Here is a 15,461-nt window from a genome sequence, read left to right on the forward strand (position 1 = left end):
ATTTTAGACTATAGCGGGATTTCTAAAGGAACATTCTATAATTATTTTTCATCTAAAAGTGAATTATTAATCGCTATTTATAAAACAATTTATAAGAAACTAGAAAAGGACCGAAACGACTTATTAATCGGTCAAAACCCTTCTAGTATTGAGATTTTCATTAAGCAAGTGGAATTACAAATGATTTCTAATAGGAAAAACAAATTACTTGCCCTTTATGAGGAAGTATTAGCATCTAATGACGCAGATCTCAAACAATATATCCAACGGGCCCGTTTAAATTCTCTTCGTTGGTATTACAATCGTTTTGTCGACATCTTCGGCGATGACAAAAAACCATTCCTCTTGGACTGTGCGATTATGTTTCAAGGGATAATCCAATATAATATTCAATACAATCGACTGGCCCATGAATCGGGTGAAAAAGTAAGCAGTGTGGTCCGCTACTGTGTAGCGCGAATGGTTAAAATGGTTGATGAAGTTGCTGAATCAGGGGAGCAATTAATCGAACCTAAAACTTTAGAAAAATGGGTCCCTGACTGTCCAAAAAACAATCATGAGATATTGACCCAGCTGGTAAAATTATCTTTAACATTAAGGGCGTCAATAGCTAAGAGTATTAAGGATTTAAATGAACAAAACAAATACCATGAACTGTTAGATTTTATACAAGAAGAAATCATCCATACAAGATCCCCAAGAAAGTATCTTATTCAAAGTGCCCTTTTATCTTTAAAGCAAAACCCTGCTTCACTTTGGAAAAAGGAACTCGGGCAGCTTGATGAACTAATTGAAGCTTTTTATAGTTCTATGGAGTCGGAAGACACAAACCCCTAATCTAAGGATTAGGGGTTTTGAATGTATAGCTTTTATCATTTGTAAAGCGTTGTTGAATTTCCCAAATAAAATAATTCCTTGAATATTGTTTTACCACAACGATTGCATCTTCACCATTTTTTGTAAATATCAGCCCTGAACCCATCTGTTCTTGAAACTTCCACCCTTTAGATTTCATATAATTTTTTACAACATTATAATTGCTATTTCCATTACTTTCCGATAAATATTTGCTTCGTTTCTCTGTTTTTGCGAAAAGTTCAAATTCAGAATCAGAAAAGTGAAGCTTTAGAGCCGAAATCATTAATGGTATGGGATTCCCCTCCTGAAAAAGTACAGAACCAAAACTGCTGACAACTAGACCACATCCTATGACCGAAACGATCACTAAGGTAACGGTTATTTTTCTAATCCGCTCCACCCGTTCGCCTCCTTATAAATCTCCTTATTTAATTTGACGAAGGATGGGTAATTTTGGTTTCGGATAGAAATATTACATTTTCATTAAAATGGTTTTTGAAAAGGAAAGCTTTTAATAAAAATTCCGATAAATTAGGTACTTTTTTAAAGGGAAAGTTGTAAGAATAGGGGAATCATAACAGACATGATCAATGCGGAGGTAATCATCGCAATGCTCCCCATGACCCCTTCTATTTCTCCCCATTCAAATGCTCGGTTGGCACCTATTGCTTGAGCAGATGTACCTAACGCTAAACCCTTAGCAATTCTACTTCTAATCCGAGTTAAATTTAAAAGAAATGGACCGATCATTAGTGAAAAAACCGCAGATATACAGACAAATAAAATCGTCAGAGACGGAATCCCTCCTAATGACTGGGATACAGACAGAGCAATTGGAGCCGTGACCGATTTTGGAATAAGTGACAACATTATTTCTCTATTCATGTGCAAAGACTTCGTCAACAGAATGATTGATATTACACCTGTTAATGTGCCTGGCATGACCGCCCAGAAAATAATTAGGAAATTTTTCTTAATAATTCTCACATGTTTATATAAGGGAACAGCGAGTGACACGGTGGCAGTTCCTAATAAAAGTGAGAATAATCCTGTTCCAGATGAATATTGGGATACTTGGACATGAGAAAGCGTCAATAAACACATGATGATCACTGTTACCGTATATAACGGATTTAACCATGACTTTTTATAAGTTTTAAATACCTTATTTCCTGCTGCATAACTTATAACAGTAATGCCGGTACATAACAATATATTATAGATTATTGTTCCCATTTTGTTTCCTCCATTTCCTTTTTGTTTCTAAATAATCTGCTATAAAAGCTGTCACAAGAAGGACAACCAGGCTGCTCGCTGCTAGAATGATGGCTAATTTGATTCCTTCTACTTTAAAAATCCCTGCAAAATGCCAAACACCTACTATAAATGGAATAAATAAAAGTGTTATATGTTTAATATGCAGATGGGCGGCTGCTTCGACCCATTGGAGCTTACAAACACCTGACAGTAATGCGATAAATAAGAGAACCATACCAACAATACTTCCAGGAACAGGAAGATCCAGCCAAGTAACGAGCCTCGTTCCAATTAAATAAATCACTAAAATTGTGAGAAACTGAGCAATATTACGAACCATTCGGCTCACCCCCCGGTTTTAAATCTAATCACCCATTTATTAATAAATGGGGTCATAATAAATTTCTCTAACGTCAGTATTGCACACCATTTTGAGTTTTTCTGTATATGTGGAATGATTTCTAACATAAATTCTATAAAAGCGATTTAATAAATGTTAGAAAAACTTACTTTTTTTCGTGTTACCTATGATAAATCAAAAACCGATTCCCAGTAGTAGGAATCGGCTAAAAACTAAATATTTTAATACCTATTTAAGAAAGGATTTAGGCATGACAACAGCAACGACCTCTCCACGAGCACAGAGAATATCGTTCGCATAAACTTCTGTCTCAACCTTAAACTTTTTAGGATGTATTTCATGTACATTACCGATTGCTTTTAAAGGTATACCATGTGGAGTAGGCTTGAGAAAGTTCACATTTAGTGAAGCCGTTACGAACCTTGGGGGCTCCGTACCATCACCAGCTTCATGTCCATTTTTTCGATGAAGCGCCAATGAAGCAGAACCTGTTCCATGACAATCTATTAACGAGGCAACAATGCCGCCATAAACAAAACCTGGAAGTGCGAGATGCTCTGCTTCTGGTGTGAAAATTGTTACTGTCTGCTCACCCTGCCAGCCAGTCCGAAAATGATGTCCCTCTTCGTTCAATCGACCACAGCCATAACACCAGGCAAAATCATCTGGATACTCATCTTGTATTGCATTTACAACCTTATCTTCCATTCAACTTCTCCCCCTTAACCGAAAACGCTTTCATTAACATGATATCACTGAAAAAATTCCAAGGTCAATTAATTAACTTAATATTTAAAATATGAACTATTTTCACATGGTGCCTGACACCAACATTAATTTGACATAATTTCCAAATATTATAAGATTATATTCAGAATCATGAAAGACTTTAGGAGGCGATTATTGGTGGGAAAAACGGTTGAAAGACGGTTGACTCGTGCTGAAGTTCCAGTGGATTTAACTTGGAACCTAGATGATTTATTTGTTTCAGAAGAAGCTTGGGAAGCCGAATTAATAGAGATAGAAAATCAGATTGCACAGTTTCATAGATTTAAAGGTACATTACATATTAGTTCTAAAGCTTTATTAGATTGCCTTTGTGCACAAGAACAATTATCGATGAGGATTATTAAAGCGTGGACGTTTGCCAGTTTAAAGCAATCTGCGGATGGATCTGATCCTATAAATCAAGCCAATATGGCGAAGTTTTCTTCATTACGGACAAAAAGTACTGCTGCTTTATCTTTTATTAACTCTGAAATTCTTGCATTTGAAGAAGGAATAGTTGAACAATACCTCAAAGAGGAACCAAAGCTAGCAGCATTTAGGAAAAACTTAGTTGACCTCCTTCAAACAAAAAAACATACGTTTTCACCAGAAACAGAAGAAGCATTGGCGGCACTAGGAGAACTACAGAGCTCCCCATACCAAATCTATCAAATGACGAAGTTAGCGGATATGCAGTTCGCACCAATTAAAGATGGCGATGGAAACGAATTACCTGTATCGTTTGCATTGTTTGAAAGTCGTTATGAATTCTCACCTGATACAGATGTACGAAGGAAAGCCTATCAATCTTTCGTCGCAACGCTAAAACAATATACCAATACCATGGCAGCAACCTATGCCACAGAGGTCACTAAACAAGTTACCCTCGCACGTTTACGAAAGTATGATTCTGTGACCCATATGCTCCTTGAACCGCACCAGGTAACACCTGAAATGTACAACAATCAGATCGATATTATCTNNAATTTGCACAGTTAAAGAAGCGGATTTTAGGTCTGAATCAGATGCTATTTTGTGACTTAAAGGCACCATTGGACCCTGAGTTTAATCCGGAAACAACCTATGAAGAAGCAAGCAAAATCATTATGGATTCACTAAAGGTCATGGGACCTGAGTATACTAACATCATTGAAAGAGGCTTTAAAGAACGATGGGTTGACCTTGCTGATAATGTGGGAAAATCAACAGGCGCCTTCTGCTCAAGCCCTTATGGTTCACACCCCTACATTCTTATCACCTGGCAGAATAATATGCGTGGCTGTTTCACGTTAGCTCACGAATTTGGCCATGCAGGACATTTCTTTTTGGCAAATAAAAATCAGCGGATCATGAATGTGCGCCCATCGATGTATTTTATCGAAGCCCCTTCTACCATGAATGAAATGTTATTAGGTCAGCATTTACTATCCACAACGGAGGATAAACAAATGCGCCGCTGGGTTGTCCTGCAGCTGCTCGGTACCTATTATCATAACTTTGTCACACACTTGCTGGAAGCAGAATATCAACGAAGAATCTACGCCCTTGCCGAAAGTGGGGCGGCGTTAACTGCCAAAACCTTAACAGAAGTAACGGGTGCAGTTCTATCCGAATTCTGGGGAGACACTGTTGAAATCGATGAAGGTGCAAGATTGACGTGGATGCGTCAGCCGCACTATTACATGGGCCTATATCCATATACCTATTCCGCAGGATTGACGGCATCGACTGCGATTGCACAGTTGATTCAGGAGGAAGGTCAGCCCGCGGTTGATCGATGGCTCGAGGCTCTTCGTGCCGGTGGAACAATGAAACCACTCGAATTATTGAAACATGCGGGCATTGATATGTCAAAGCCCGACCCAATCCGCAAAGCTGTAAATTATGTAGGAACATTAATTGAAGAATTAGAACGCTCTTATCAATAATATATATAGAAAAAACCCTTGTGCCACAAGGGTTTTTAAAATTCACTTTAACACTATAATCAAACAACTTAAATGACTACCTTATAGTTTGTCTCTTGATTAACTGATCCCTAAAAATACTAACAAACTTTCGACAGCGATCAATGTCATATATTTGTAAGCTTACCTCAATCTTCAGTGTGGCAATTAATTTTGTGTGAACGTACAGCATATCTCTAAATTCATCAACAGCGCCGCAAAACTTCGGATAGCCACTATCTCCTGTGCCTACGATTCCCGTCAGGGTCCTCTTCACATCCATTGTTTCAAATGCATGATATAATTCCATCATTTCGTGAGGAATTTCCCCATTTCCCCATGTATAGGTTCCAATCACAACAGCCTCGTAATTGATTAGGTCCTTAATTTGTAATTCTTCTATCCGGTAAAGAGTGACATCAATCCTTTCTTTTAAAAATAACTTCTGAATCAATTGAACAACTTCTTCTGTATTTCCAGTTTTAGAAGAATATACGATTGCAACTCTCATAATTCATCGAAACCGTTGGATTGTGTTACCTTAGCATAGGTCCTCGACTTCTGCTCAAAGAAATCGGATTTTGTTTCATTCATCATTTCATCACTGAAAACATGGATCCACGGCATCGGGTTTTCTCTCTCTTTAAATAAGTTCTGTAATCCAAGCTGGCGCAGCCGCTTATTAGCAAGATATTCTGTGTATTCCTCGTACTCGCTCAAGTTAATACCATCTATATCCTTCAAAATCCCATGGGCCCATTCCTTTTCAAGCCGGACTGCTTGTCCTACCGTTTTATACACATAATCCATATTCACTTCAGAATACAATTCCGGATTTTCTGTTAAGAGAATCCGGAGAAACTGTGCCATAAAATAAGCATGCTGCATTTCATCTCGTTGGATATAACTAATCATCGTACTGGTCTTTAGCATTTTTTGCTGGCGGGCAAGATGATAGAAAAAAGCAAAACCAGCATAAAAATATATACCCTCAAGATTTATAGAGTTCACTCCAAGTTGAAATAAATGTTGAGGTGTTGGATTCTTTCTGAAACTCTCATATGCATCTAAGATCAGGTCGTTTCTTTTTCGGACGAGGGGATCATTTTTTGCTTGATTGAACCTTTCTTTTTGTTCATGTATTGGTACGAGAGAACTTAATATGTAGGAATAGGATTCATTATGCACCGCCTCTTGCTGAGCAATCACCGCAAATATTGCCTTAAAACTAGAATCTGTCACATAGTCCATCACTTGAAACATGGTAGGTGTTTGCAGGCTATCTAATGAAGCAAGTTGTGTATTAATTCGCAGGAAAACATCTTGTTCTGTTGCACTGAGGTGATCCCACTGCTTAATATCATCTTGCATATTAATTTCTTGTGCTTTCCAAAAATTTGATAACAAAGTTTGATATAAATCGTAAATCTGCGGGTAGGCAATATCATTCCAGTTGAGCAATCCAGATGATTGTCCGTTAATAATCCCAGTGGATTTATTAGGAAAATCAGGGTTTAGCAATTTAATTCTAGGCAGTGGTATGTGAATATCCATAAAAATATTTCCTCCGATCGATTTTAAAAAATTGTTAGCTGTGGCATGCCTCACATTCGTCAATTTCAGTTTGCGAAGTGCTTCTAACATAATAAGAGGTCTTTAAACCTTGCTTCCAAGCTTCCATATGAAGGTTTAGTAAGTCTTTGGCCTTTATATCATGCCTAACATAGAGGTTAAAGCTAATCCCCTGATCAATATGGCGCCCTCGTGCGGCATTCTGTTTAATGCTCCAAATTTGATCTAATTCATGTCTCGAACGACGATAATATTCGTATGTTCTATGATTTAAATCAGGTGCGGTCACTTTAAATTTAAAGTTCTTCTTTTCCTCTGCATATTCAACCGAATAGATGGGATCGATTCCATCTGTGGAACCTCCTATCTTCGCCGTTGAGGAGTTGGGTGCAATCGCCATTAACCAACCATTTCGTATGCCATGAATTGCTATATTTCTCTTTAAATCATTCCACCTTTTTGATTGGTAACCTTTCCGTTCAAAATACTCCCCAGTATGCCATTCAGAACCACTAAACTGGCTATAAGCCCCCTTCTCCTTAGCCAGCTCCATTGACGAACAGATGGTATGGAACGCAATTTCCTCATACAAACTATCTGCATACTTAACAGCGGTTTCGGATTCCCAATATATCCCTTTTAGTGCTAATAAGTGGTGCCAGCCAAACGTACCTAGCCCAACTGCTCTGTACTTTTTATTCGTAACCTGCGCCTGTCCAACCGGTATGGTATTTAAATCAATCACGTTATCCAGCATTCTTACTTGTATACGAATGAGACGTTCTAAGACATTCGCCGGTACTGCTTTTGCCAGATTAATAGAAGATAAATTGCAAACTACGAAATCACCTGGTTTCCGAACAATCACGATATGGCCATCATCATTCTGGTATTCGTTCACAACCGTCGTTGCGGACATATTTTGAGCAATTTCTGTACAAAGATTACTGCAGAAAATGGATGTACGGCCTCTACCCAATAAATGCTTATTTGGATTTTGTCTATTAACTTCATCACGATAGAACATGTATGGGGTTCCTGTTTCTAATTGAGCAACCATGATTCGTGTCATGATATCCATGGCACGGTAGGTTTTGCGAGGTAGAAGCGGGTTACCTACGGCCTCTTCATATTTTTCGGTAAAATATTTAACATCAGTTTCATCATAAAAGTCTTCAAGTCCAAGCAGGTTCCCCTGTTCATCCTTCCAGCCCATCATTTGTTTTACTTGATGGGGACAAAATGTATGCCATTGTCCTATACTTCTACCGTGTTCATCTTTCTCTTCCAACTTTTTCATAAAGAGGTCTGGAATGGAAACACCTGTGAAAATATCATGGGCTTTACGGCGTTCATCCCCATTATTTGTCTTCAAATCAAGAAACCCATTCATGATATCTTTATGGAACAAATCAAGATAAATAGCAATAGCCCCTTGACGTTGACCTAACTGATCAACACTGACAGCTGTATCATTTACTAATTTTATCCATGGAACCACACCAGATGAGTTTCCTTTAAATCTCTTAATATCGGAACCGAGGGCTCGAACTTTACCATAATAGATTCCAATTCCTCCGCCATCTTTACTTAACCGGGCAATATCCCAATTGTTTAAATAGATGCTATCAAGTGAGTCATCTACTGTATCAATAAAGCAAGAAGAAAGCTGCCCAAAGCTTTTCCCCGCATTCGCAAGAGTCGGTGTGGCAACTGTCATATATAAATGACTTAATGCCCAATATGCTTCCTTCACCAGGTGGAGGCGTTTTGACTGCTTTTCATCCTTCATAATAGTCATCGCAATGATCATGAACCGTTCCTGGGGAAGTTCATAAACATTTCGATTATAATCTTGAGCAAGATAGCGATCCGCCAGTAAAAATAACCCTATGTAATTAAATAATAAATCTTGTTCTGGTTTTATCTCTTTTGCTAGCTGGTCGATTTCATCCTTACTATATACGTTTAAAAGATCATTAGAATAGATCCCTATATCTGTTAATTCTTTTATTAAGCTATAAAAGTCTCCATATTTTAGAGAACGTTCATATCCGCGACTTTTAGCAGCCTTTCCATAAAGTTCATTCAGATATAAACGGGCTGCAACGAATGTCCATTCCGGCTGGTCCATTGCAATTTGATTCACTGCATAAATTAAAGCTTGTTGATTTGCTTCTAGCTCTGTTACATCAAGTTGGCTTAGACGTTCTCTAAGTTCCAATGTATTAATCTGATATTTTCCTGAAACTTGTTCAATAGATTCTAAAACGTAATTTAGTTCTGATTGCAGTTCCTCAATCATCATTTCATTTCCCCCTATAATAAAAAAATCCGCTCAACGGTAATTGAGCGGATGAAACGATAACATTACAAAAGGAAAAAATAATAAACTTCAATGCCTCCTGTCGCCACCGTTCATCTTCTCAATCCCCGAAGAAGTTGAAACATCTTAAGAAAGACAGGTCTCCTGACTCATGCTTCTACCTACTTTGAACCCTTCCCATATAAGTACCTAATAGATTAGACAATTTATACAGTGGTTTGTTCATTTCGTCAGCATTTACAGTTGCGGGGGCAGTTCTGGAATTACACCAGATTCCCTATTAAGCCACAATAGGCATCTCTTCTTAAGGCTAACACAATATATAGTTTGTTTTTAAAAAACAAAAACAATATGTAGTGAATCAATGTAATTAATAATAGTATAGTCTCTATTATATTTCAAGTCTATTATTTTTTTAAAATGAAACTAATTTGATTGAGTATCCGTATATGAAGAAAGACCAAATTGAAAAGAGGCATTTTTATGGGGAACATTTTTCTATTTACATTGATTATTGGGATAGCTGCTGCGCTTGTTCTAATACCTATTTTTAAACATGACCAGGAAAGTAAAAAAGCGGGGAAAAAACTCAAAATCGGCGTGTTCATTGCACTTGTTTTGATTCTCATGATAGCAGTGTTTGTATTCTATTATTTTACTAATTTTGATAGAAATTTCACTTCGGTATGGCCGTTAGCTATCATACTAACCGCTGCTGGCGCCGTTCTTGCCAATGGCACAGAAAGAAAAGTCAAAGGAATTCTCTTCCTTGCAAGCCTAGGCCTTGGAATTTATTTCTTAACCGCTTTTATATTTAATGCTGATCAAAAGTATGAAGTTGCCAAGATGGATGAAAAGGTAGAGATTCAAACTTTTGATGAGAAAGAAACACCTGCCAGTGTTCCACCGCAGTTTGCACGCAATAAAATGAAAAAAGCGTTTGGACAAGTTCCGAACACAAGCTACTATGAGCTCGGGAACCTGCAAATTCAAAAGCTGAACGATGACTATGTGTATATTGCTCCTGTTGAGTTTTCCGGGTTTTTTAAATGGTGGAAAGGAAACAGTACACCAGGTTACTTTACCTTAAGTGCAACGGATTCTAGTGCTAATCCTAAATTCATCAAGTCAGAAATGATATTTACCCCTTCCTCTTTTTTTAATAAAAATATTGAGCGGCATATTCGTATGAAATACCCGAAGAAAATTTTCTTTGGCGATGTTCAATTAGAAATTGACGAGAATGGAAAACCCTTTTACATCCGTACTTATGGGGAGTTTATTTCCGCACGAAATGGATTTACTGCTAAGGGTCTAGTCGTCGTCGATTCTAAGAATGGAGCGATGAAAGATTATCGACTGGCAGATGTCCCGGAATTTATCGATGGCGCAGTTTCGCCTGAAGCAGTTAGTTTGCAAAACAGCTATTACGGGAATCTTGTTCATGGATTTTGGAATAGTGTCTTCGGTAAATCTGACGTGAAACTCCCATCAGATGAAGGTACTGAGTCAAATGTAAGTCCCATCTTTGATGAAAATGGATTGATGTACTATTTTACAGATTTCACTAGTCCTAAAGAAGGCGTCGATTCCATGCTCGGGTACTCGCTGACCAACTCAAGGACAGGAAAAGCAACATTCTATACCGGAAACCCAGAGCAATCTTATATGGATTCACAAGGGGCCTTACAAATCATTGAAAAGAAATTTATTGAAAAGAAATGGCTTGGGCAAATGCCGATTCTCTACAATTTTTATGGTGAAGCCAGTTGGTTAACACCTGTATTAGACTCAAATGGTTTTCTGCAAAATTACTTCATCGTTTCTGCAGCGAATCCAGAAATTTCTGTATACGCCAGCACCCCAAATGAGGCACTAAAGCAATATAAAACTGCCTTACAAAGGGGCAAAGGCACTGTAGACGGAAGCTCAAAAGCACAAGAAAAACAAATCGGCGGTACAGTGATGAGAGTCTATAAGGAGAAAAACGGAGATTACACCATTGTCTCATTCTTATTAAACAACCGCCAAAACTTTATCATTTCTTCGGAAAAAGCACCACTCGCTATCTACCTAAAAGAAGGAGATAAAGTAAACATTCGATACCTCGACACCGGCGAAGACTTCCTTCCCGCCAAAGAGTTAGCAATCGAAGCCTTACAATAGGGAAACAAAAATAGGGTGTCAGGCACCAATTGGTGCCTGACACCCTATTTCTCTTTACTGAACCTTTTGAATACGATTTTGAATGCGATAAGTGAAAGGTTTAGGCTGGGCTGAGATAAAGTTCACTAATGCATCCAGGTCGTTAGGACCGATTTCTTTGTTTTGGGCTTGGGTGAATACGGTAAATCCATCACCGCCGCCAGAAAGGAAAATATTCGCTGTCACTGAATAAGATTTATTTGCATCGATCTCTGTGCCATCTGGCAACTTAATACTCACTATCCTTTGTCCTATTGGTTTATTTGCATCCCAAGAATACGTTAAACCAGAGATTTGCAGCATGTTCGTCTTGGTTGCACTCCATTGCTGGTTAAGCAAGTCACGAATCTGCTGCCCTGTCATCGTCATTTTGACCAGATCATTATTAAAGGGCTGAACGGTGTAAACTTCTCCCCAAGTAATCTCACCAGGATCGATGTCTGCTCGAATTCCGCCCGGATTCATTAATGAGAATTCCGTTTTTAGCGCATTCCTTTGTGCATCTGCAATGAAATCCCCAAGGACGGACTCTCCATTCTCATTTTGTTTAGCGGTCAAACTTTCAGCTGTAGAGCCCACCACCCGATTGACGATGGGTTCCACTTTTGCTTCATAGCCTTCAATCATTTGTTTAATCTCTGGATCTGGCTTCATCCCCTCTTGGAAGGTGGTTACAATCTCTGCTGTTTTTGAGACAATCTCCTTTGTTTTTGGATCAATCTCAATATCCACATCTGAAAAGGCGGTCCCATAGGAATAGGATTGGACCACTAGCTTATTATCGATCGTTGCGTTCATATGAGCGTGATTATGGCCGCCAAAAATGATATCCACTTCATCGTCGACACGATTGGCAATATCGACCAGCTGCCCTGTTGGGTTTTCCCCATTTGGACCTGATGTACCTGGGTTATGGGCTAAAACAACGATCGACTTTACCCCTTGTTTTTTCAATTCTGCTACATTCTTGTTAATGGCTTCTACTTCATCGATAAACTTTAATCCGGCTACCCCACTTGGGACAACTACTGTCGGCGTCTCGGTTGTCACAACACCGATAAAGCCAATCGGCATTCCATTTACTTTGATAACTTGGTATGGAGGCAGGATCGTTTTTCCTGTTTTTTCATCGATTACATTCGCTACAATCCATGGAAAATTTGAGCCAGCAAAATTGCCTGTTTTCGGATGTGATCCACCCTTAATCAGGCGGAGCAGTTCGTTTACCCCTTCATCAAATTCATGATTACCAACAGTTCCCATATCAAACCCAAGTTTGTTCAAGATTTCAATCGTCGGTTCATCCTGTAATAGGGCAGACACTGGCGGGCTGGCTCCAACCATGTCTCCATTTTGAATCAACAGCGTATTTTTGTTTTCTGCTTCACGCTGTTTTAAATAAGCGGCTAAATAATCTACCCGGCCCGCTGGTTTTCCATTAACATTCCGGGTAACATTTAATTGCCCGTGCAAGTCATTAATTCCTAATAATTGAATCGGAATGAAACGATTATTCGAAGCAGGAGCTTTTTTCTTTTTAGGATTTTTCGTTTCCGGACGATTGGATTTGTGACCATGATAGCTTTCCGATAACCCTTGACCTTTTGTTTCCGTTGATTTTTGTCTGCTTGCCTCTACAGACTGGGATTTGTATATTGTCTGATCTAGGTGTTCTGAGTCCTTAAGGTCCCTAGCCGCAACACTAAGATTTCCTACTCCTCCTATTAACATAACGAGAGTTAACGATATAAATGTTTTCTTAAACCAATCCATGCATGAAAATCCTCCTACTTTTTTATAAATGAACTATGGTATTTTTTGTTTTCAATGGAAGCAATATGCATATCTCTAGTTAATAAATAGAAAAAGCCCGCTATGATTCTTCAACCTCATCGTTGAAGACAAAAAAGCGGGCTTTTTAAATCATATAGTAAACGTTAAACGACCACCATTTCTGATAGTTTATTTGCGTAATCGATGACAAACTTTTCGATTTTCTCTGTATCGTCTGGGTGAAACATATGCCCAGAATTATCATACCAAACCAATTCTTTACCAAGTGGAGCATCGATTTCGTTATAATATTGCTCAACAGGTCTTCCGTCAACATGAACATCTTTTGCCCCGTGTAAAAAGGCCAGAGGGACCTCTAACCTTTTTGTTTTTTTAAAATCAACCTGTGCAAAATCCTCCACTAATGCTTGGGTATAGGTTAAATTGTAAGAGCTATAGAGTGTATGGAAGATATCTTTCATGGAGTATTCTGAGCTATTTAAGAAAAGCTTTAAACTGCCAAGCATTCCTGGATGTTTCACTGTTTCACTTTCATAAACCAACGAATTATATTTTATCAGGGGCCTGCGGAAATCGGTCCATTGTTTCAATAACAGATAGGGCGGGCGGCCTAGTTCTTCTAATTTCTTAAGTGTTTTCCGATCATTGGCTTCCTCGGCTTTAGCTCTTAGCCAGTCAAAGCAAATCTGATCATTTTCCTGCCAATTGATTATTTGCGATATGCCGAAATAAGCGTGAAGTTTTTCTGGGTATCTGGATGCGATCGATAAACCGATAATCGTCCCCCAAGAGTGACCCGCTAAATAAACCTTATCTTTCTTAAAACGACTTCTTAAGTTGTCGATTAAGTCATGGCAATCATGAATATATTGCTCGACTCGAAAGGACTCTTTGGGTGTATTTTTATGATAGGTTTTCCCTGCTCCTCGTTGGTCCCAAAACACCACCACGAAATGTTTAACAAGCTCCTTTGTAGAAATTGAAACAGCATAATCCTGACCTCTTGAAACAACGCCCGGGACCGGCATACAGGGGCCGCCATGAATAAATAACAACAAGGGCTTTGTTACATCATTGCCCTGGATCAGAACAGAATGCTCTACTCCACCCAAGGTTATCTTGTCAACCAAATCAATACCCTCATCAGCAATCGTAAACTCTCGCTTCGAAAACAACCCCATAATTCAAGCCCCCCCTCTTTACTTGTAGTAAACTGCACTTGGTGTCAGGCACCATGTTAATGTTTCACAATCAGAGCTTGGAAAGCTGCTGATGTTCTTACTTCAATGGTTAATGAGCCTTTTTTGTAGATGGATTTGATGAGAAATGGTGCGCCTGTAGTGTTTTGAAATTTGAAGTCTGGTCCGCCATAGGAGACGGTGGCATCTCTGCCCACAGGGACATAACCAACTGACAAGGAATGATGATGTTTTTCAATATAACTAACACCTAATTGGTCCACTGAATTAAATAAAGTGGAGGAAGTCTGGCAAATCCCACCACCAATTCCGTCGACTAGTTGTTTATTCACGATTTCCTTTGCTTTTTGATATCCGTGCGCGGCATCACTTGGCCCAACTGTTGTGTTAAAGGAGAAAATATCGCCGGCTCCAACAATGACATTATCGATCGCATCTGCTGACAGTTTGATATTTTTTGATCGGCCCACTACCCCACTGTTAAATCTGGTGGTATAGGTTGCAACCACCACTTCGCCTAATTGCTTCACATCTTCCGGCTTATACCCGCTCTCGGTCACATAAAGAGGCAGTTCCACATCGCCTCCCGCAGCTGATGCAGTTAACACCTTTTCAACCAACTCGGATTCTTCTAAAATAATTCTTGGTTTCCCTTTTATGATTTGACCGTTTGTGTCGATCTTATCGAGGACCATTCGTTGGTCATAGCCAGGGGTAGTTTTCGTTCCTCTTGCCAAGTCCTTTGCCCACTTCTCTAGTTCCTGTTTATATGCATCGTTATTAGTTCCAAATCCCAGGTCAACTGGCAGAAAGCTTTTGATAATCGATTTCGTATTGGGGTCAATCACATTGACCGTAATCGGTTTGGGTTCTTCTTCCTTTTGAGATTCTTCTTGCTGTGTTTGAACCGGATTTTGCTTTGGTGCCGTAACTTTTTCTTCCACCGCCTTTTCTTTCTCGGATGTTTCTGTACAACCGGCCAATCCTAACAAACTACAACTGACTAAAACTGTAATTAACCACGAGCGTTTTTTCATTTCCCCAACCTCTTATCCTATATTTTCATGCATGATCTTGGGCTTCCAAATGAAGTCCATTCATTCTCCGATTTTATTCGCGATAACATGTCAATATGATTGATAAGTGTTTTTAAATGTAGGCTGTGTTAAACTTGT

Annotated in this window: 12 protein-coding genes, 1 pseudogene and 1 riboswitch; of the genes and pseudogenes, 3 read left to right on the plus strand and 10 right to left on the minus strand. The window is 38.9% G+C overall.

Annotated elements, in window-relative coordinates; all coding sequences use genetic code 11:
* On the plus strand, positions 1 to 837 hold an 837-nt coding region (locus tag V7659_RS14110; RefSeq protein ID WP_335540533.1), incomplete at its 5' end, for a TetR/AcrR family transcriptional regulator.
* Between the two features lies 1 nt (position 838).
* On the opposite strand, the gene V7659_RS14115 is transcribed toward V7659_RS14110, so the two are convergent.
* From V7659_RS14115 to V7659_RS14130, 4 genes are all read right to left on the minus strand, one after another.
* Positions 839 to 1,258, minus strand: a complete 420-nt coding sequence (locus V7659_RS14115; RefSeq protein WP_335540534.1) for a hypothetical protein — start codon at positions 1,256 to 1,258, stop codon at positions 839 to 841.
* 143 nt (positions 1,259 to 1,401) lie between these two features.
* Entirely contained in the window at positions 1,402 to 2,094 is a 693-nt protein-coding gene (locus tag V7659_RS14120; RefSeq protein WP_335540535.1) for an LrgB family protein, read from the minus strand.
* The gene (locus V7659_RS14125; RefSeq protein WP_335540536.1) at positions 2,075 to 2,455 is read right to left on the minus strand and encodes a CidA/LrgA family protein; all 381 of its coding nucleotides are present in this window, start codon (positions 2,453 to 2,455) and stop codon (positions 2,075 to 2,077) included. The genes V7659_RS14120 and V7659_RS14125 overlap by 20 nt, the downstream gene beginning before the upstream one ends.
* A gap of 249 nt (positions 2,456 to 2,704) precedes the next feature.
* Complete coding sequence (locus V7659_RS14130; protein WP_335540537.1) at positions 2,705 to 3,184, minus strand: PaaI family thioesterase; 480 nt, start codon at positions 3,182 to 3,184, stop codon at positions 2,705 to 2,707.
* A gap of 198 nt (positions 3,185 to 3,382) precedes the next feature.
* Here V7659_RS14130 and pepF point away from each other — a divergent pair.
* Positions 3,383 to 5,172 (plus strand): annotated as a pseudogene (gene pepF / locus V7659_RS14135) (oligoendopeptidase F).
* 76 nt (positions 5,173 to 5,248) lie between these two features.
* On the opposite strand, the gene V7659_RS14140 reads toward pepF, so the two are convergent.
* The 3 genes from V7659_RS14140 to V7659_RS14150 are packed head-to-tail and all read right to left on the minus strand — an operon-like array spanning position 5,249 to position 9,067.
* Entirely contained in the window at positions 5,249 to 5,701 is a 453-nt protein-coding gene (locus V7659_RS14140; protein WP_335540538.1) for a flavodoxin domain-containing protein, read from the minus strand.
* A complete protein-coding gene (locus tag V7659_RS14145; RefSeq protein WP_335540539.1) occupies positions 5,698 to 6,744 on the minus strand; it encodes a ribonucleotide-diphosphate reductase subunit beta in 1,047 nt (348 codons plus the stop codon). Before V7659_RS14145 ends, V7659_RS14140 begins: the two co-directional genes overlap by 4 nt.
* Before the next feature lie 34 nt (positions 6,745 to 6,778).
* A complete protein-coding gene (locus tag V7659_RS14150) occupies positions 6,779 to 9,067 on the minus strand; it encodes a ribonucleoside-diphosphate reductase subunit alpha (RefSeq protein ID WP_420491260.1) in 2,289 nt (762 codons plus the stop codon).
* Positions 9,068 to 9,205: 138 nt separating this feature from the next.
* A riboswitch (cobalamin riboswitch) is annotated at positions 9,206 to 9,406 on the minus strand.
* A 165-nt stretch (positions 9,407 to 9,571) separates the two neighbouring features.
* Here V7659_RS14150 and V7659_RS14155 point away from each other — a divergent pair.
* Complete coding sequence (locus V7659_RS14155) at positions 9,572 to 11,254, plus strand: hypothetical protein (protein WP_335540541.1); 1,683 nt, start codon at positions 9,572 to 9,574, stop codon at positions 11,252 to 11,254.
* A gap of 54 nt (positions 11,255 to 11,308) precedes the next feature.
* Here V7659_RS14155 and V7659_RS14160 read toward each other — a convergent pair whose 3' ends face one another.
* From V7659_RS14160 to V7659_RS14170, 3 genes are all read right to left on the minus strand, one after another.
* Complete coding sequence (locus V7659_RS14160; RefSeq protein WP_335540542.1) at positions 11,309 to 13,066, minus strand: bifunctional metallophosphatase/5'-nucleotidase; 1,758 nt, start codon at positions 13,064 to 13,066, stop codon at positions 11,309 to 11,311.
* A gap of 164 nt (positions 13,067 to 13,230) precedes the next feature.
* On the minus strand, positions 13,231 to 14,268 hold the full coding sequence (locus V7659_RS14165; protein WP_335540543.1) for an alpha/beta fold hydrolase: 1,038 nt from the start codon (positions 14,266 to 14,268) through the stop codon (positions 13,231 to 13,233).
* 56 nt (positions 14,269 to 14,324) lie between these two features.
* A complete protein-coding gene (locus V7659_RS14170; protein ID WP_335540544.1) occupies positions 14,325 to 15,323 on the minus strand; it encodes a VanW family protein in 999 nt (332 codons plus the stop codon).
* Between the last annotated feature and the right edge of the window lie 138 nt (positions 15,324 to 15,461).

The organism is Neobacillus drentensis (assembly GCF_036966985.1).
GTDB classification, from domain to species: Bacteria; Bacillota; Bacilli; order Bacillales; family Cytobacillaceae; genus Neobacillus; species Neobacillus drentensis_E.